The sequence below is a fragment of the Actinoplanes sp. NPDC051537 genome, from assembly GCF_055586105.1.
Map to the genome: position 1 here is coordinate 191,529 of NZ_JBVJIU010000003.1, position 17,965 is coordinate 209,493.

18 protein-coding genes are annotated in these 17,965 nt (G+C 72.3%); 8 read left to right on the forward strand and 10 right to left on the reverse strand.

The genetic code is table 11. The features are described 5' to 3' along the window. Positions 1–50 precede the first annotated feature (50 nt). Complete coding sequence (locus ACZ6TB_RS07805) at positions 51–347, reverse strand: hypothetical protein (protein ID WP_465551804.1); 297 nt, start codon at positions 345–347, stop codon at positions 51–53. Positions 348–635: 288 nt separating this feature from the next. Between ACZ6TB_RS07805 and ACZ6TB_RS07810 the strand changes: the two genes are divergently transcribed. From ACZ6TB_RS07810 to ACZ6TB_RS07820, 3 genes are all read left to right on the forward strand, one after another. Continuing rightward, entirely contained in the window at positions 636–830 is a 195-nt protein-coding gene (locus ACZ6TB_RS07810; protein WP_465551806.1) for a ferredoxin, read from the forward strand. Positions 831–947: 117 nt separating this feature from the next. After that, positions 948–2,123 carry a cellulose-binding domain-containing protein gene (locus tag ACZ6TB_RS07815; RefSeq protein WP_465551808.1) on the forward strand — a complete coding sequence of 392 codons (1,176 nt, stop codon included), beginning with the start codon at positions 948–950 and terminating at the stop codon, positions 2,121–2,123. A 41-nt stretch (positions 2,124–2,164) separates the two neighbouring features. After that, a complete protein-coding gene (locus ACZ6TB_RS07820) occupies positions 2,165–3,454 on the forward strand; it encodes a mannitol dehydrogenase family protein (RefSeq protein ID WP_465551810.1) in 1,290 nt (429 codons plus the stop codon). Here ACZ6TB_RS07820 and ACZ6TB_RS07825 read toward each other — a convergent pair. Both ACZ6TB_RS07825 and ACZ6TB_RS07830 read right to left on the reverse strand, forming a co-directional pair. Next, entirely contained in the window at positions 3,444–4,610 is a 1,167-nt protein-coding gene (locus tag ACZ6TB_RS07825) for a cytochrome P450 (protein WP_465551812.1), read from the reverse strand. The genes ACZ6TB_RS07820 and ACZ6TB_RS07825 overlap by 11 nt on opposite strands. 1 nt (position 4,611) lies before the next feature. Continuing rightward, positions 4,612–5,643: an FAD-dependent oxidoreductase gene (locus ACZ6TB_RS07830; RefSeq protein WP_465551814.1), complete on the reverse strand. Its 1,032-nt coding sequence runs from the start codon at positions 5,641–5,643 to the stop codon at positions 4,612–4,614. 76 nt (positions 5,644–5,719) lie between these two features. On the opposite strand from ACZ6TB_RS07830, the gene ACZ6TB_RS07835 reads away from it, so the two are divergent. Then, the gene (locus tag ACZ6TB_RS07835; protein ID WP_465551816.1) at positions 5,720–6,517 is read left to right on the forward strand and encodes a helix-turn-helix transcriptional regulator; all 798 of its coding nucleotides are present in this window, start codon (positions 5,720–5,722) and stop codon (positions 6,515–6,517) included. Positions 6,518–6,527: 10 nt separating this feature from the next. After that, a complete protein-coding gene (locus ACZ6TB_RS07840) occupies positions 6,528–7,406 on the forward strand; it encodes a TIGR03560 family F420-dependent LLM class oxidoreductase (protein WP_465551818.1) in 879 nt (292 codons plus the stop codon). A 62-nt stretch (positions 7,407–7,468) separates the two neighbouring features. On the opposite strand, the gene ACZ6TB_RS07845 is transcribed toward ACZ6TB_RS07840, so the two are convergent. Continuing rightward, positions 7,469–8,428 (reverse strand): aldo/keto reductase, encoded by a 960-nt coding sequence (locus tag ACZ6TB_RS07845; RefSeq protein WP_465551820.1) that lies wholly within the window; start codon positions 8,426–8,428, stop codon positions 7,469–7,471. Between the two features lie 142 nt (positions 8,429–8,570). On the opposite strand from ACZ6TB_RS07845, the gene ACZ6TB_RS07850 reads away from it, so the two are divergent. Next, a complete protein-coding gene (locus ACZ6TB_RS07850) occupies positions 8,571–9,122 on the forward strand; it encodes a snapalysin family zinc-dependent metalloprotease (protein WP_465551822.1) in 552 nt (183 codons plus the stop codon). A gap of 340 nt (positions 9,123–9,462) precedes the next feature. Here ACZ6TB_RS07850 and ACZ6TB_RS07855 read toward each other — a convergent pair whose 3' ends face one another. The 3 genes from ACZ6TB_RS07855 to ACZ6TB_RS07865 are packed head-to-tail and all read right to left on the reverse strand — an operon-like array spanning position 9,463 to position 10,450. After that, positions 9,463–9,819, reverse strand: a complete 357-nt coding sequence (locus ACZ6TB_RS07855) for a VOC family protein (RefSeq protein ID WP_465551824.1) — start codon at positions 9,817–9,819, stop codon at positions 9,463–9,465. A 25-nt stretch (positions 9,820–9,844) separates the two neighbouring features. Further along, positions 9,845–10,063, reverse strand: a complete 219-nt coding sequence (locus ACZ6TB_RS07860; protein WP_465551826.1) for a hypothetical protein — start codon at positions 10,061–10,063, stop codon at positions 9,845–9,847. Between the two features lie 15 nt (positions 10,064–10,078). Beyond that, complete coding sequence (locus ACZ6TB_RS07865) at positions 10,079–10,450, reverse strand: hypothetical protein (protein WP_465551828.1); 372 nt, start codon at positions 10,448–10,450, stop codon at positions 10,079–10,081. Between the two features lie 111 nt (positions 10,451–10,561). Between ACZ6TB_RS07865 and ACZ6TB_RS07870 the strand changes: the two genes are divergently transcribed. Then, entirely contained in the window at positions 10,562–11,281 is a 720-nt protein-coding gene (locus ACZ6TB_RS07870) for an SDR family oxidoreductase (RefSeq protein WP_465551830.1), read from the forward strand. A 33-nt stretch (positions 11,282–11,314) separates the two neighbouring features. Then, positions 11,315–12,784, forward strand: a complete 1,470-nt coding sequence (locus ACZ6TB_RS07875) for an ATP-binding protein (protein WP_465551832.1) — start codon at positions 11,315–11,317, stop codon at positions 12,782–12,784. Here the strand turns inward: ACZ6TB_RS07875 and ACZ6TB_RS07880 are convergent. From ACZ6TB_RS07880 to ACZ6TB_RS07890, 3 genes are read right to left on the reverse strand one after another with little or no spacing between them, the layout of a single operon-like run. After that, entirely contained in the window at positions 12,753–13,985 is a 1,233-nt protein-coding gene (locus ACZ6TB_RS07880; RefSeq protein ID WP_465551834.1) for an MFS transporter, read from the reverse strand. The two genes, ACZ6TB_RS07875 and ACZ6TB_RS07880, sit on opposite strands and share 32 nt — an antisense overlap. 9 nt (positions 13,986–13,994) lie before the next feature. Beyond that, positions 13,995–16,211, reverse strand: a complete 2,217-nt coding sequence (locus ACZ6TB_RS07885) for a putative bifunctional diguanylate cyclase/phosphodiesterase (RefSeq protein ID WP_465551836.1) — start codon at positions 16,209–16,211, stop codon at positions 13,995–13,997. A 48-nt stretch (positions 16,212–16,259) separates the two neighbouring features. Beyond that, positions 16,260–17,852 (reverse strand): acyl-CoA dehydrogenase family protein, encoded by a 1,593-nt coding sequence (locus tag ACZ6TB_RS07890; RefSeq protein WP_465551838.1) that lies wholly within the window; start codon positions 17,850–17,852, stop codon positions 16,260–16,262. Positions 17,853–17,965: the final 113 nt, after the last annotated feature.

Here is a 17,965-nt window from a genome sequence, read left to right on the forward strand (position 1 = left end):
AGAACTCTACTGAGCCCGTCAGATCGGCAGGTGAAGCCGGGTCCTTCGGATCAGCGGGCGGTGACCCGGGACACCGGGCGGGACATCACCCGGGTGCGGCTGTTGCGCCGGTTGTTCAGGCGCTTGGGCACGACCTCGATGCGGGGCTCGCGCTCGGGGTCGAGCTGGGCCGCCGAGGAGACGACGATGACGCCGGCGAGCCCGTCCTTGAGCATCTGCAGGGCGGCCGCCCAGTCGCCGCAGACCAGGCCGGCCACCTCGTACCGCCGGGCCGCGCAGTAGTCGAGGCAGCGGGCCGCGTTCGCCTCGAACTTGTCCTGCTGCACGAAAATGACAGCGTTCGTCACCGTGACCATCTCCCTCACCCCAGGCCGCCGCGTGGTCGCTAAGCGCGAGCGAGACTCACCTAATCGTGTCCATCGTCACTTGCACATCGGCCGATACGGACAAGTCATGTCCGCGAATCCCGTCCATCGACCCCCTTCAGTCGTATGCGGGCCACCCGACCGGATAATTCCGCCGTACTGTCGGCTATCCGGCTGTCACCCTCCGGTACGGCCGGGAGCCCCGTGACGTATTGACGAGCCTCGTTGTGGCGAGCAGTGTGAGGGCGTTCGCCCATCGTGGAGCTGCCCATGAAGGTCACGGTCGACACCGGTCTGTGCATCGGGTCGGGCACGTGCGCGATGACCGCGCCGGCCGTCTTCGGTCAGGACGAGGAGCAGGCGGTGGTGGTCGTGCTCGACCACGCCCCGCCCGAGACCGAGCGGGCGGCGGTCGAGCTCGCGGTGAAGAGCTGCCCCGCGGCCGTGATCCGGCTCATCGCCTGACGCGTCGCGCTCGGCGTCTCGTCCACACCCGACGCTTTCCATCTTCTCGAAAGAAAACTACAGTCGTCGATATGTTTGGGAGCGCTCCCAAATTCCCCCCATCCCCAGGGAGTACCTATGCGTCGACGCGTTGTCGGGTTCGGCGTCGCGGCCCTCGTGGCCGGCGCCGGCATGATCGTTGGACTGGCCGGCACCGCCACGGCGGCCGCGGCCTGTGCGGTGGACTACACCGCGAACTCGTGGGCCAGCGGCTTCACGGCCGATGTGAAGGTCACCAACTACGGCGCCGCCGTGAGCTCGTGGACGGTGGGGTGGGCGTACGCCGGCGATCAGAAGATCACGAATGCCTGGAACGCCACCGTCAGCCAGAGCGGCGCGGCCGTGCAGGCGAGCAACGTGGCCTGGAACGGCAGCCTCGCGAGCGGCGCGTCCACGTCGTTCGGGTTCCAGGGCACCTACTCGGGCACCAACGCGAAACCGGTGGCGTTCACGCTGAACGGGGTCGCCTGCGGGCCCGACGTCACGCCGACGACCTCGTCCCCGTCCACCCTCCCGACCACGCCGCCGACCACGCCGCCCACCAGCCCTTCGAACCCCCCGGCCCAGGGCTGCGTCGCCACCGCGATCTGTGACGGCTTCGAGAACCAGGCCGGCGCCACCCCGGGCGGGAACTGGGCCACCACGTACCCGGACTGCTCGGGCGCGGGCACCGCCGCGATCGACAAGACCATGGCCCACAGCGGTTCCACCTCGCTGCGGGTGAACGGGGCCGAGGGCTACTGCAACCACGTGTTCGTGCGCAACACCGCGATCCTCGGCACGACCAGCAGCGTCTGGTACGTGCGGTACTGGGTGCGGCACACCACCGCCCTGCCGGCCGCGCACGTGGCCGCCGTCGCGATGCAGGACGCCAACGACGGCAACAAGGACCTGCGGTTCGGCGGGCAGAACGGGGCGCTCCAGTTCAACCGGGCCTCCGACGACGCGACGCTGCCCGAGCAGAGCCCGGCCGGGGTCGCGCTCTCCGCGCCGCTGCCGGTGAACGCGTGGAACTGCGTCGAGTTCAAGGTCGACGGCGGCAACGGCACGATCGAGACCTGGCTGAACGGCACCAGCGTGCCCGGCCTGCTCGAGGACGGCACGCCGACGCACGACATCGACAGCCAGTGGCTCAACCGCACGTGGCGGCCCAAGCTCACCGACCTGCGGCTGGGCTGGGAGAGCTACGGCTCGGGCGCCGACACCCTCTGGTACGACGACGTGGCGGTGAGCGCGATGCGCAACGGCTGCTGAGTCCGGTTGCCCGCGGGGGCCCGGGAAACCACGATGGGGCTATGCGGATCGTGCATCTCGGGCTCGGGAACTTCTTCCGTGCGCACCAGGCCTGGTACACGGCGGCGACCCCGGACGCCGGGGAGTGGCCGATCGCGGCTTTCACCGGGCGGTCGGCGGGCGCGGCCGACACGCTGAACGCCCAGCACGGGCGGTACACGCTGCTCGTGCGCGGGCCCGAGCGGGACGATGCCGAGATCATCGGGGCGATCGACCACGCGTACCCGGCCGATGACCATCACGCGTGGCGGGAGCACCTGGCGTCACCGCGCACCGCCGTGCTGACGCTGACCGTGACCGAGGCGGCCTATCTGCGCGGCGCCGGTGGCGGCCTGGACGAGAGCCGGGCCGCCGCCGACGTCGCCGCCTGGCTGCGCGGCGATCCGGCGCGGACCGTGCCGGGGCGGATCATGGCGGGGCTGGCCGAGCGGCGCATCTCGGGCGGTGGTCCGATCGCGATCGTGCCCTGCGACAACCTGCCGTCGAACGGCGAGGCGGCGGCCCGGGTGGTCCTCGACTTCGCGTCGCTGGCCGAGCCCGCGCTGGTGCCGTGGATCCGGGACCACGTGTCGTTCGTGACGACGATGGTCGACCGGATCACGCCGCGCACCACGCCCGAGGACGTGCGCACGGCGGCCGGGCTGACCGGTTTCGACGATGCGATGCCGGTGGTGACCGAGCCCTACACGGAATGGGTTCTGAGCGGCGTCTTCCCGGCGGGCCGGCCGGGCTGGGAGGCCGGGGGAGCGCGGTTCGTCTCCGACGTCACCGCGCACGAGCACCGGAAACTATTGCTGCTCAACGGCGGGCACAGCCTTCTCGCGTACGCCGGAAGCCCCCGCGGCCATGAGACGGTGGCCGACGCCGTCGCCGACCCCGAGTGCCGCGCCTGGCTCGATCAATGGTGGGACGAGGCCGGCCGCTATGTGCCGCTGCCGGCGGCCGAGCTGGCCGAGTACCGCGAGGCGCTGGTCACCCGCTTCTCCAACGCGCGCATCCGGCACAAGCTCGCGCAGATCGCGGCGGACGGCTCGCAGAAGGTGCCGATCCGGGTGCTGCCGGTGCTCCGGGGCGAGGTCCGGGCGGGTCGCGTCCCGCCGGGGGCCGTGCGCATCGTGGCCGGGTGGATCGATCATCTGCGCGGCGCCGGCGTGCCGGTCGACGACGCGGGCGCTGGGCCATTTCAGGAGCGGGCTTCCGACGTACGGGATGTGCTTGCTCTTCTCGCTCCCGACCTGGCCGGTGATGACGCGCTGGTGGTGGCCGTGGAGAAGGCGACGCTCACCGGGTGAGGCGCACCCGCGTGAACGCTCGCAGCACGAAGGTCGGGCGATGCTCGGGAGTCTCGGCGAGCTGCAGGTCCGGCACGTCGAGCAGGGCGGACAGGGCGGCGTGCAGCTCGATGCGGGCCAGCGGGGCGCCGAGGCAGAAGTGCAGGCCGGCGCCGAAACCGAGGTGCGGGTTGGGATCGCGGGCCACGTCGAACGTGTCGGGGTCGGCGAAGACGGCCGGGTCGCGGTTCGCGGCGCCGAGCAGGGCCGCGATCTTGTCGCCGGCCGGCACGGTGACGCCGCCGATCTCGACCGGGGCGGCGGCGGTGCGCACGAACATGTGCAGGGGCGGGTCGTAGCGGACCATCTCCTCGGCCGCCGCCGGGATCAGGGAACGGTCGGCGCGCAGCCGGGCCAGCTCGGCCGGGTGGGTCAGCAGCGCGACCAGGCCGCCGCCGAGGGCGTTCACCGAGGCCTCGTGGCCGGCGTTGAGCAGCAGGATCGCGGACGCCACCAGCTCGTCGGCCGAGAGCCGGTCGCTGCCGTCACGAACCGCGACCAGGTGGCTGATCAGGTCGTCGCGCGGCTCGGCGGCCCGGCGCCCGGCGAGGTCGCGCAGGTAGCCGGCGAACTCGCGGCAGGCGGTCAGGGCGGCCGCCTCGGCCTCGGGGGTGCGGGTCACCTCGTACATCCGCACGATCGCGGCCGACCACGGCCGCAACCGATGCCGGTCGGCCTCGGGAACCCCCAGCAGTTCGGCGATCACGGTGACGGCCAGCGGCTCGGCCACGGCGGTGAGCAGGTCGAAGTCGTTCCCCGCCCGGGCCACCAGCCGGGCCGCCTCGGCGCCGACGGCGGGGCGCAGGCGTTCGACGTGGCCGCGTCCGAACGCCGTGGCCACCAGCGAGCGCAGCCGGGTGTGGTCGGGCGGCTCGTTCTCCATCATCTGGTTGCGGTGCAGCGTGTTGAACGGTTCCCAGACGGCGGCCGGCTCGCGGTCGGTCCAGAACCGGCCCAGCCGCCGGTCGCGCAGCACCGCGCCGGCGGCGGCGTGGCTCGCGGCCAGCCAGGTGCCGGTCGGTTCGTGCCAGGTGACGGGCGCGGTGTCGCGGAGCGCGGCGAGGGCCGGGTACGGATCGCGGAGGAACGCCGGGTCCCGAAAGTCGATCGGCGCCATGTCAGTGCGGGCCGGCGTTCGCGGGGGTGGAACCGTCGACGCAGGCCGTGGCCAGCATCTCGCCCAGCAGCGGGGCGAACTTCATCAGGTTCTCCCCGTACATGGCGATCACCGGGCCGCTGCGCGCGAACCGCAGGCCGTCGCCGAGGTCCGGGTTGTGCGTGCAGTACACCCGGCCGATCGGGCGAGGCTCGACGAACGGCAGGTGCTCGGCGACATAGCCGGTCACCGCTTCCAGCGACGCCCGTTCCGCGGCCGGCCGGCCACCCGCCCACGTCACCAGCGCCGGGTCGACGTCGCCGCCGACCGCCCAGGTTCCGGGCCCGGCCCGGTGCTGGTAGGTCCCCAGCACCCCGTCCGCCGGCGCGGTGATCCAGCACTGCCACGGGGCCGGCGCCGCCGGGCGGATCGGGAAGCTGACCCGCAGATGGTGCTCGAGTGCGGGCGGGGTGTCGATGCCGGCGCCGGCGGCCAGCGCGGAGGTGCCGGCGCCGGCGCAGATCACGACGGCGTCGAAGGTGCCGGAGTCGACCCGTACGCCCCGCGCCGTCTGTTCGACGGCATCGACGCGACCCCGCCGAAGCCGGTCGCCGACGGCGCCGAGCAGGAACGCGCGGATCCGGTCCACCCGGATGACGCCGCCGGCCGGGTCGATCAGCGCGGGACCGGCGAAGGCGCGGGCCGGGAGGCGCAACCGCGGGGATCCGGGCTCCACCATCTCGTGCGCCGCGCCGGCGGCGGCCATCGCGCTCGCCCACGTTCCGGCCTCGGCGCCGCTGACCACGGTGCCGACGTCGTCGACGAGGGTGGCGCCGGCCCGCTCAGCCCACGCGGCGAACAACGCCCGGGACTGCCCGGCCAGCGCGACCATGTCGGGATAGGCGTGCGCCAGCCGGAAGATCCGGGTGTCCCCGGCCGAGCGCTCGCCCATCGGTTCGCCGGCCTCGTAACACCGGACGTCGACATCCCGCCGGAGCAACGCGGCGGTCGTGGACAGGCCGACGACGCCGCCACCGACAACGGCCACCCTCATAGCGGCCGACGTTATCAGCGCGGGGTGGCCGTGACGGGGCCAGGACGGCCGCTGAGCTGGGTGGCAGACTCGGGTCGTGAGCGATCTCGGGGAGTTTCTGCGCAGCCGGCGGGGGCGGGTCGGGCCCGGGGACGTCGGGCTTCCCGGCGGGGGTGGGCGCCGGCAGACGCCGGGACTGCGCCGGGAGGAGCTGGCGGCGGTCGCGGGGGTCAGCGTCGACTACTACACGCGGCTCGAGCAGGGGCGCGACCGGAACCCGAGCCCCGGGGTGCTCGACGCGCTGGCCGACGCGCTGCGGCTGGGCGACGACGAGCGCGACCATCTGCACCTGCTCGCGTCGGGGCGGCGGGTCGTCCGGCGCGCTCCCGAGGTCGCGCGGCCGGGCCTGGAGCAGCTGCTGGAGACGGTTCGGCCGGCGCCGGCGTACGTGCTCAATCAGGGAAGCGACATCCTCGCGGCGAACCCGGAAGGTCTCGCCCTCCTGCCCGGTCTGGCCGACTGGCCGCCGCGGCGGCGGAATTTCGTGCGGTACATGTTCCGGAGCCCGGTCGCGCGCGACGTGCTCGCCGACTGGGAGCGGATGGCGCAGGACTGCGTCGCGCACCTGCGGACGATCCCCGGCGAACTGGCCGCCGAGCTGGTGGCCGAGCTGAGTGCCACCAGCGCCGACTTCGCGAAACTCTGGCGCGATTACGACGTACGCGTGAAGAGCGGCACCCACCGCACGTTCCGTCACCCGGAGGTCGGGCGTCTGGATCTGCGGTCGGAGGTGCTCAGCGTGGCCGACGGTCAGCGCCTCGTCGTGTTCCAGGCCGCGCCCGGCTCGAGCGACGCGGACGCGCTGACGCTACTCTGGCTGGCCGCCCACCCGTAGGCTCCGCACCATGCGGATCTCCATCTGGCCCGGGGCCGAGCAGACGTACGCCGAGGTGCTCTCCGTGTCGCAGCACGCCGCCGAGACGGGCTGGGACGGCGTGTGGCTCGCCGACCACTTCATGCCCGACGACGAGGACGACCTGGCCACCCCGATGCTCGAGTGCGGCTCGCTGATCGCGGCCCTCGGCGCGCTGGTGCCGCGGGTGCGGATCGGCACGCTGGTCTACGGCAACACGTACCGGCATCCGGCCGTGGTGGCGAACATGGCCGCCACCGTCGACCACATCAGCGGCGGACGATTCGTGCTCGGCGTCGGCGCCGGATGGCAGAAGACCGAGCATCGGGCGTACGGGATCCCGCTGCCCCCGACGAAGGAGCTGATCGACCGCTTCGAGGAGGCGGTTCGGGTCATGCTCGGCCTGCTGCGTTCACCGCGCACCACCGTGGACGGCGCCTACTACCAGGTCGTGGATGCGGTGTGCGAGCCCAAGCCTCTGCAGGATCCGTTGCCGTTGCTGATCGGCGCCAAGGGTGAGAAGCGCATGCTCGGAATTGTCGCGAAATATGCGGATGAGTGGAACGCCTGGGGCGTTCCCGCGACGATCGCCCACAAGTCCGCCGTGCTGGACGAGCATTGCGCCCGGCTCGGCCGTGACCCCAAGGCGGTCAAGCGCACCGCTCAGGCCCTGGTCGCCGTCGACGGCGGGCTGCCGGACGGCCCCGGTGGCCCGCCGATGATCGGCGGTTCCCGGGACGCGCTGGCCGCCACCGTCGACGAGTACCGCGCCGTCGGCCTCGACGAGCTGATCATCCCCGACGACCTGCTCGGCAAGGGCGCCGACCGCCTGGCCGCGATGGACACGATCCTGGAGATCGTCCGCCGCTGAGCCGCTGAGCCGCTGAGCTGCTGAGCCGCTGAGCCGGCGGCCATCTGCTGCGCCGGCGGTCGTCAGGCGCTCAGCCCGGCGATCGCCGCCATCTCCTCCTCGGTGAGCGGCCCCCGCTCCGCGGCGGTCACGCATTCGGCCAGCTCCTCGCGGTTCTTCACGCCGAGCACGACCGTCGCCACCCCCGGCACGCTCAGCGCATAACGGTGCGCGAGCGCCGCCGGGGTCTCACCCATCTCGGCCGCCAGCTTGCGGAACGGCTCGGCCCGCGCGAAGTCCACCGCCGTCGGATGCCCGTCCGGGAGCGGCCGGTCCACGGCCGACGTCAGCGAGCCCGCCGCCACCGCCCGGATCCCGACAACCGGAACCTCGTTCCGGTTAGCAGCGTCCATAATCGCGCCGGTCTCCGGCCGTACGCCGTCGAAGAACCAGATGTCCCCGTTCATGTCCATCGCGTTGACCACGACCTGGACCGCATCCGGCTTCGGCGCCTCCCGTAGCGCGTCCACCACGCTCTCCGGGTGCCCGACGCCGGTGATTCCCCAGCCCCGGATCAGCCCCTCCGAACGGAACCGCTCGAACTCCGCGATCACCTCGTCCCGGTAGACCTGCCACCCGAGCAGCCCCGCCTCGCCCGACGTCCCGGTCCGCGGCCGGAGCTGGGTGTGCAGCAGCACCAGGTCGACGTGATCGCGCCCGATGCGTGCCAGGCTGTCGGTCAAACTCTTGCGGGCCCGCGCCCGTACGTCCCCCTCGTCGTCGTCCGGCAGCGGAATCTTCGTCGTGATCATCAGGTCCGGCGCCGGCCGCGACCGCAGCGCCGCACCGGCCGCCCGCTCCGACTCGGAGTCCACCCCGTACCCCGGCGCGAGATCGAGCATCGTGATGCCCGCATCCGCCGCCGCGTGGATCGTCGCCACCGCCTCGGCCCGGTCCGTGCTGCCCCAGACGCCGCCGATCCCGCCGCCGCCGAGCGTGAGCGCGCTGATCCGGCCGAGCCGCCCGAATTCCCTCATCTCCATGCTGTCGACCCTAGAACCTGGAGCGCACTCCAGCTCAAGCCCGCGGGAGGGACGAATTGATATGCCCACCGTGCATCGATGATCTTCTCTGCATAGCTAGAGTCGTCGGCACCCCCTTCCCCCCGACCCCCCGGAGGCACCCATGCTTCTCCGTCGATGGGCGACCGCCCTGATCGCCGCCCTCGCGATCGCCGGCATCCAGCTCGCGGGCGCCACTCCCGCGGCCGCCGCGACCCGCATCCTCTACTACGACGCGAGCCAGGCCCAGGAGTTCGTCGCCGTCGTCAACCAGGGCGCGCAGATCTGGAACGCCCGCGTCACCAACGTCCAGCTCCGCGCCCTGACCGCCGGCCACACCGCGAACATCCGCGTCTACGCCGACAACGGCTGGCCCCGCACGTACACCACGTCACTCGGCAACGGCCGCTGGTACATGGGCCGCGAGGCGGTCAACGAGGGCTACTACCCACCTCGGATCGCGGCCCACGAGTTCGGCCACATCCTCGGCCTGCCCGACCGGCGCACGGGCCTCTGCGCCGACCTCATGTCGGGCAGCAGCGCGCCCGTCTCCTGCACCAACGCGAACCCCAACAGCCAGGAGGCAAGCACGGTGCAGAACAACTTCCGCTCGGCGGTGGCCAAGACCCCGCAGACGTACGTGTGGCAGGGCCTCGCCACCAAGACGGCCGCCTAGCGAGACGGGTGGCTTGGGCCGCTCCGGTTCGGGCCGCTCCGGTTCGGGCCGCTCCGGTTCGGGCCGCTCCGGTTCGGGCCGCTCCGGCTCGGGCCGCTCCGGCTCGGGCCGCTCCGGCTCCGGCCTCGGGTAATCCGGCCCCACCCGTGACTGGGTGGGGCCACGCTAGCGCCGCCGTACGACATTTTTCGCGCGCCGCCCACAGGGGGAGGCGCGCCCAGGCCCGGTAATCCGCCCCCACCCGTGACTGGGTGGGGCCACGCTAGCGCCGCCGTATGACAATTTCCGGGCGCCGTCCACAACGGTCGGCACCGGATCAGCCCGGGACGAGGGCCGAGACTCAGCCGGGCAGCGAATGGGCGACCGGATGCCGGGGCTGATACAGACCAAGCTCACCCCCGCCGGGCAACCTGATCCCGGTCAGCAACCCCCAGCCCCGGTCGTTCACCGGGCCGGTGAACTCGACCCCTCGCTCAGCCAGCGAAGCCATCGTGGCGGCCAAGTCGTCGCACATCAGGTAGAACTCCTGTGACGGGGGGCCGTCGGTCGGGTGGACGGCCAGCTCGCCGGGTGGGGACTTGAAGATCAGCCAGCCGCCGCCGGCGTCGACGTGGGGGTAGTCGAGCACGTCGCGGAAGAATGCTCGGTCGGCCTCGGCGTCGCGGCTGTAGAGGATTACGTGCGCACCGCTGATCACACGCCGATCGTAGACCGGGTCGTGGTCAGAATCCGAGACCGTCCAGGGTTCTCAGGATCGCGTTGCCGGTGTCGCGACGGGCCGGAGCGTCGGGCTCGGCGGTCGGGAGAAGGGCGGCGGTCGCGAGAAGGGCGACGGCCTCGTCGGCCTTCTCGGCCACGTCGAGCCGCCCGGCCTGCGTCGCCGCGTCTCGCAACTGCACGGCCAACGCCATGAGCCGGGATGCCGGGGACTCCTGCGCCATGGGTCCCAGGCTAGCTCAGGCAGTGGTGGACGGCTTGATGCCGGCCGCCGCGTCGAGCTCCTGGAGCAGGTCATGGGCGGCCAGCTCGATGTCCTTGTGGCGCCACTCCGACGCCCGGTAGACGCACGCGATCAGGCCGGTGCGGTGGATGCGCCGGAAGTCGCCGTAGACGAACGCGTACCGGGCCTTGGTCTCGTCGCCGGCGCCGCTCGTGAGGCCCAGGTGCCACGCGGCGTACTCGGGCCAGGAATGCCGCGCAAGGAAGCCGTTCTCGTCGTCGGCCCGGGGCTGGACGCTGCCCCAGTCGCTGTCCAGCACGTACTGCCGGGCCCGGAGGAGACTCTGCGCCCGCTCGACGGCCGCGGGATTGACGGAATAGGTCGCCATGTCTACCGGACTTACCCCGCCGAAGGCAGATCAAAAGAAGCGGGTGGCCCCGCGAGGACCAGGCCCGGCACGGCCTTCTCGGGCGACCCGCCCGCGGCCAGGCTGGACGCCATGGAAAACCTGAACGGGCAGCGTGTGGTCATTGTCGGCGGCGGATCGGGGATGGGGTACGCCCTGGCCGAGTTGCTTCTCGAGGAGGGCGCCCGGGTTCATCTCGCCGGGCGGTCGGAAGAGCGGCTGGCCGGCGCACGCCGGCGGCTCACGGACCGGGTCACCACGAGCCGGGTCGACATCGCCGACGAGGGCGCGGTGAAGGAGCTGCTCGCCGCGCCGCTCGACCATGTCGTGGTCACCGCGGCCGATGTGAACGGCGCGTACCACCCGATCGCCGAGTTTCCGGTCAAGGCGGCCTGGGACGTGCTCGGCACCAAGGTGGTCGGGCCGTGGCTGGTGGCCAAGCACGCGGCGCCGGTGATCGCGCGGAACGGGTCGATCACGTTCACCTCGGGGGTCGCGGCCTACCGGCCCAGCCCGGGGTCGTCGATGCTGGCCACGGCCAACGGCGCGCTCGAGGCGCTGGCCCGGACGCTCGCCGTCGAGCTCGCGCCGGTGCGGGTCAACGTGGTCTCGCCCGGCTGGGTGGACACGGCCATCTGGGACGACCTGGCTGGCCCGGCCAAACACGAGCGGCTCTCGGCGATGGCGGCGAAGCTGCCGGCGGGGCGGGTCGGGCAACCCCGGGACATCGCGGCGGCGTTCCGGGCGGTCATGGTCAACGAGTTCATGACGGGAACAACGCTGCACGTGGAAGGCGGCCACCGCCTGATTTGAAGAGAACGGGCGGAACCGTGTCACTCTTGGTGCATGTCTGATGCTGGCTTTGCGCGGCAGCGCGGTGAGACCTTCGAGTACGCGGGCGCGACCGTCGAGCTGGTCGAGGCGGCGACCCTGCTGGCGGCGGCCCGGGTGAACGCGATCGATCTACTGAAGCGGGCGATGTGGCCCGACCCGGTGCGGCGGGTCGACATGACCGTGGCGAGCGGGGATCGGCCGTCGGGACCGGTGCACGTGTTCTCGGCGGCGATCTCCACCGCCGACGAGCCGCTGTCGAAGGAGCGCATCCGCAAGCTGGTGCTGGGCAACGACCCGGTCGGCGTGCTGCTGGCGAAGCGGATCGAGCAGGGGGATCCGATCGCCACCCGGCTGGTGGACGGTGTCGGGGCCGCGGCTGCCGCGGCGTACAAGAAGCTCGGTCTTGATCGGACCGCCAAGCCGGCGGCGAGCCGCGAGCCCGCCACCCTCGCCGATGCCGTCGTCGGGCTCCAGGCCTCGGTGACCTACGACGAGACCGGGACCGTGGTGCGCCTGCACGCCGAGGTGCCGCGGGACGAGGTGACCCCGGCGCATCTGCAGGCGTTCGTGGGGCTCACCCTGCAGACGGTGCTCGAGCTGGCCGGGCCCGACTCGCTGCGCGGCCGCCGGTACGTGGTGAGCCGCGAGGCGATGCCGCGGACGCCGGCCACCACCCAGACCGTCACGCTCGACATGGTGGGCGGCCTCGCCGACGTGGTGGCCGAGCTGCGCCAGATCGCGGTGTCGTTCCGGCATCCGGAGGCGATGGCGCGGTGGGGCGCGCGGAGACCTCAGGGCCTGCTGATGTACGGGCCTCCCGGCACCGGCAAGACGATGCTGTCCCGCGCGCTGGCCAACGAGATCGGCGCCGACTTCCGGGAGATCCGCACCCCGGAGATCCTCGACAAGTGGCTCGGCGGCTCGGAGCGGAACATCAAGCAGATCTTCCGCGACGCGCGCCGCTACCGGGTGCCGACGCTGATGCTGTTCGACGAGTTCGACTCGATCGTCAGCTACGCGGGCACCGGCGGCGACGCGGCCAGCCAGGCCCTCAACGCGGTGGCCGGCATCTTCAAGCAGGAGATGAACGACCTGATCGAGGAGAACCCGAACGTGATCGTGGTGGCGACCACGAACTTCCCGCAGCGGGTCGACGAGTCGCTGATCCGTTCCGGACGGTTCGACGTGAAGATCAGCGTGCCGAAGCCGGACGAGCCGAGCCGGGCCGAGATCTTCCGCAAGATGATCCAAGGGCTCGTGACGGCGCACGAGCAGGCGGGCTTCCGGATGTTCGCCGACGAGATCGACCTGACCGCGCTCGCCCACGCGAGCCACGGCATGACCGGCGCGGACATCAAGGAGGTGCTGCGCCGGGTGCAGCTCTCGAAGGCGATGCAGGACGCCCGGACGGGCGGGATCGTCGAGCCGATCACGCAGGAAGAGCTGCTTGCTAGCGTACGGGAACTGCTTGCCGCTCGTTGATCTCGGTCGACGACCGCCAGGGCAGCAGGGCCGCGCTCGCGAGCACGATGACCCCGCAGACGAGCAGGGCCACGCGCACGCTCGTGAGGGCGGCCAGCGCGCCGCCGAGCAGGATGCCGATCGGCTGCGTGGTGCGCGAGCTGATGCTCCAGCAGGCGATCACGCGGGACAGGTAGGCATCGTCGGTTTCGGTCATCCGGTAGGTGGCGAAGGCCGGGTTGAAGACGCCCGCGGCGAACAGCGACACGAACTCGACGGCGATGACCACGACGACGCCGAGCGGGCCGGCCGGGGTCGCGGCGAGGAAGCATTGGAAGGCCGCGCGCAGGACGCCGGTGGCGAGCAGGACCCGGCGATCGCCGAAGCGGCTGTTGAGCGGCCGCAGCGCCAGCGAGCCGAGGACGCCGCCGACGCAGGGGATGCCCCAGGCCAGGCCGTATTGCCACGGGGGCAGGTTCAGTTGCTCGAGCATGAGCACGGCCAGGAGCGGGGACGTGGCCATCAGCGCGCTGCCGAAGACCTGCGAGTTGAGGAAGAGCGCGCGGAGACCGCGGTGCCGGGCGATGTACCGCCAACCGGCTGATATCTCGGACAACCGGCTTTTGCCGGTCTTGATCCGGGGTGGCGGTGGCGATTCCGGCGTCTTGATGCTGCGCACGCCGGCGGCGGAGAGGACGAAGCTGGTCGCGTCGGCGGCGAGGGTCCAGCCGACCCCGACCGCGGAGGTCAGCGCGCCGCCGATCGGTGGTCCCGCGGAGTAGGCCGTCCAGAACGTCGCCTCGAACCGGCCGTTGGCGGTGGCCCGGTCGGCGGGGGAGACCAGAGCCTTGAGGTGCGCGCCCGAGGCCGACTTGAAGACGATCACGCCGGCCGCCTGGACGACGGCGACGACGCAGAGCTGCGGGTAGGTGAGGACGCCGGCGGCGAGCGCGATCGGGATGCTGAACAGGGCCGCGGCCTGGGCGAGATCGGCGCCCATCATCACCGGCCGTTTCCGGCGGAACTCGATCCACGGCCCGGCCGGCAGGGCCAGCGCCGCCGCGACCAGGCCGCCGAGCGCCGCCAGCAGCGACACCTGGAACTCGGGCACGTGCAGGACCAGCACCGCGACCAGGGGCAGGGCGCCGAAGCTCAGGCCGGTGCCGGTCTCGCTGATCGCATATGCGGCCCAGAGCCGCCGGAAGTCGGAGCCGAGAGCCACCCGGGCACCCTACAGCGCGGTCACCGCTTCGCTGCGGAAGTCGGGCTCCGCCACGGGCCGCCCGAAGTGGTAGCCCTGCGCGAGCTGGTAGCCGAGCCGGTGCAGCTCGGCCGCCTGCTCGGCGGTCTCCACGCCCTCGGCCACCGCGGTCAGGCCGAGGCCGTTGCTGACCTGGATGAGCGCGGTCGCGATGACGGCGTGCCGGCCGGCCATGGTGAGGTTGTCGACGAACGACTTGTCCACCTTGAGCACGTCCACGGGCACCGTCTGCAACAGCCCCAGCGACGAGTGCCCGGTGCCGAAGTCGTCGAGCGCGATGCGTACGCCCAGGTCCTTGAGATCTTTGACCGCTTGCACCGCGACGCCGCCGCCGAAGACCGCCGTCTCGGTGACCTCGATGATCAGGCAGCCGGCCGGCATGCCGGTCTCCTTGAGCACCCCGGCCACCACCGCGACGAAGCCGGGCTCGTTGAGCTGCCGGGCCGACACGTTGACGCTGATCCGCTGGGGCGCGTGCGTGCCGTGCCGGTCGCGCCACTCGTTGAACCGGCTGCAGGCGGTGCGCAGGATCCACTCGCCGAGCTCGACGATCAGGCCGTTCTGCTCTGCGACCGGGATGAACTCGGCCGGGCTCACGAACCCGCGCTCGGGGTGCTGCCAGCGCACGAGCGACTCGACGTAGCGGGTGCGGCCGCCGGGCAGGGACACGATCGGCTGGTAGACCATGCGGAACTGGCCGGTGTCCATGCCCATCCGCATCTCCACGCCGAGCCGCGCGGCCTCGCCGGCCCGGTCGTCCATGCCGGCGCAGTAGCGGCGGTGCTGGCGGCTCCCGGCCTCCTTGGCCGCGTACATCGCCACGTCGGCGCGGCGCAGCACCTCGACGGCGTCGTGGTCGCCGGTCGCGTCGGCGGTGCCGATCGTCGCCGCCACCAGCAGGTGGTGGCCGCCGACCAGGACCGGCTCGCGCAGCGCGTCGATCAGCCGGCGCACGATCGCGTCGCCGTCGGCGGCGCCCGCGCCCGGCGCCAGCACCGCGAACTCGTCGCCGCCCATCCGGGCCACCATGTCGCCGTCGCGGACGGCCGCGGTGAGCCGCTGCGCGACGGCGGCGAGCAGCCGGTCGCCGATCTGCCGCCCGTACAGGTCGTTGACGACCTTGAAGGCGTTGAGGTCGAGCAGGCAGACCTGGGCCGCGCCGGCCGTGACCGCCTCGGTGAGGCGCTGCTCGAAGTGGCGGCGGTTGGCCAGGCCGGTCAGGTCGTCGCGCATGGCGAGGTGCTCGAGGCGGCCGGCCTGGTCGGCGACCTGGCCGACGAAGCCGGCCAGGCGGGCCAGCACGAGCAGGAACAGCGCGACCGCGCCGACGCCGACGGCGCCCCAGTTGATCTCGTCGTGCCGCAGACCCTGGATGAACAGCACGGCCGGCACGAGCAGGGTGCAGGCGGCGAGCAGGCCCAGGCGGCCCCGGCCGAACGCGATGCTCCGGGCGGCGCCGGCCGCGGGGCGTGGGTTGATCGACGGGTGCAGGGCGGCGGCGGCCCAGGACACGTACCCGAGCATGAAGCCCGCGTTGATCAGGCCGCCGGAGTAGCTGGCGAACGACTCGGTGAGGCTCCAGATGACGTCGCACGCGAACGTGAGGCCGCTGCCGAGGGCGAGCAGCAGGACGGTCGGGGTGCGGCCGCCGGGCCGGGTGAGCATCCGGGTCAGGACGGTGCACATCAGCACGTCGCAGGTCGGGTAGGCGACCGAGACGAGGCGCTGCAGCATCGGGGTCTCGAGGTCGCCGAGCGTGGGCTGGATGACGAAGACCCAGTACACGAGCCCGACGGCGACGGCGATCACGGCGGCGTCGATCACCCCGGCGAGATCACGGCGTACGCGCTGCCGGCCGCGGACCCGGAGCAGACCGGCCCAGAGCAGCGGGTACGCGAGGAGGTAGAGCACGTCGTCCCAGAACGGGTACGGGTGCGTGCCCAGGACCAGGCCGCTCACCTCGTACACGATGTCGGCCGCGACGAACGTGATGACCCCGGCCGCGAAGAGGTACCAGGCGAGCGGGTCGGGCGGCCGGTTGCGCCGCACCCCGATCACGATGGCGACGAACGAGAGAACGCCGATCCCGTTGTAGACGACGGTGGACTCGACGCTGCCCTCGGGCAGCAGCGGATAGCCGAGGCAGATGAACGCCCCGGTCAGAACCCACAGCCACCATGTCCGCACGACCAGCGAATCGTCCGCCCGGGGCCGGGCATGAGGTTCGCCGGGTTGCTAGGCGGGAGCGGCGCGTTCCACGATCGCGGCGGTGTCCACCGCGTCGGGCAGGGTGCCGAAGGCGTGACCCCAGTCGCCGCCCAGCCGGGTGGCACAGAACGCGTCGGCCACCTCGGCCGGCGCGTGCCGCACCAGCAGCGCCCCCTGCAACACCAGCGCCATCCGTTCGACCACGCGGCGGGCCTGGCCCTCCGAGGTCGCCGCCTGCTTCAGACCGGCCACCGCGGTGTCGAGGCGCCGGTCGGCGCCGGCCGCCGCGGTGGTCTCGGCCAGCAACGCCTCCAGATTGTCCGGGTCGCGGGCCAGGGTGCGCAGGACGTCGAGCGCCTGCACGTTGCCCGAGCCCTCCCAGATCGAGTTGAGCGGGGCGTCCCGGTAGAGGCGCGGAAGCCCGGAATCCTCGACGTAGCCGTTGCCGCCCAGGCACTCCAGCGCCTCGCCGACCACGACCGGCTGGCGCTTGCAGACCCAGTACTTGCCGACGGCGATGGCCAGCCGCTTGAACGCCTGCTCGTCACGGTCGACGGCGCCGGCCAGGCGCATCGCCAGGACGGTGGCGGCCTCCGACTCGAGGGCCAGGTCGGCCAGCACGTTGCGCATGGCGGGCTGGTCGGCGAGCAGCTTGCCGAAGGCGGAACGGTGCCGGGTGTGGTGGATGGCCTGGTTGAGGGCGGCCCGCATGCCCGACGCCGAGCCGGTGACGCAGTCGAGGCGGGTCATCGCGACCATCTCGATGATGGTGCGGACGCCGCGGCCCTCCTCGCCGACCAGCCAGGCCACGGTGTCGTCGAACTCGGGCTCGCTGCTGGCGTTGCTGCGGTTGCCGAGCTTGTCCTTGAGGCGCTGGATCCGGAACGTGTTGCGGGTGCCGTCGGGCAGGACTCTCGGCACCATGAAGCACGACAAACCAGAACCGGTCTGCGCCAGTACGAGGAACAGGTCGCACATGGGAGCGCTGGTGAACCACTTGTGGCCGCGCAGGCGCCAGGTGCCGTCGCCGGTCGGGGTGGCGGTGGTCGTGTTCGCGCGTACGTCGGAACCGCCCTGTTTCTCCGTCATGCCCATGCCGGCGAGCAGGCCGCTCTTGGTGGACGGCGTCCGGAGCCCCGGATCGTATTCGCGGCTGGCGAGCAGCGGCTCGTACATTACCGACAAGTCCGAATTGTTGCGCAAAGCCGGAATAACGGCGTAAGTCATGGAAATGGGGCAGGAGTGGCCCGCCTCGACCTGAGACCAGACGAAGAGGCCGGCCGCCCGTGCGACGTGCGCGCCCGGGCGATCGTCGGCCCAGGCGGCGCCGGCCAGGCCCGCGCCCACCGCGACGCCCATCAGCCGGTGCCACGCGGGGTGGAACTCGACCTCGTCGACGCGGTGGCCGTAGCGGTCGTGGGTGAGCAGGCGCGGCTCGTGGCGGTTGGCCTCGTCGGCCCACTTCTGCGGCTCGGCCGTCCCGGCCAGCTTGCCCAGCCGGTGGAGATCGCCGACGGCCCACGGCGCGCCCTCCCGTGCGACGCCCGCGAGCAGCGCGGCGTCGGCCGACACGTCGTAGTCGACCAGGGGCGGCGGCTGGTTGAAGACCTCGTGCGTCACCTCCCGCAATCTACTCGCCAGTAGGGTGCCGCGGGAGTGGGCCGGGGCTCCGCACGCACCTCGCGGGGTGCCGTGCCGCGAGGTACGTGCGGAGGGTCTTTGGTGACGGCACA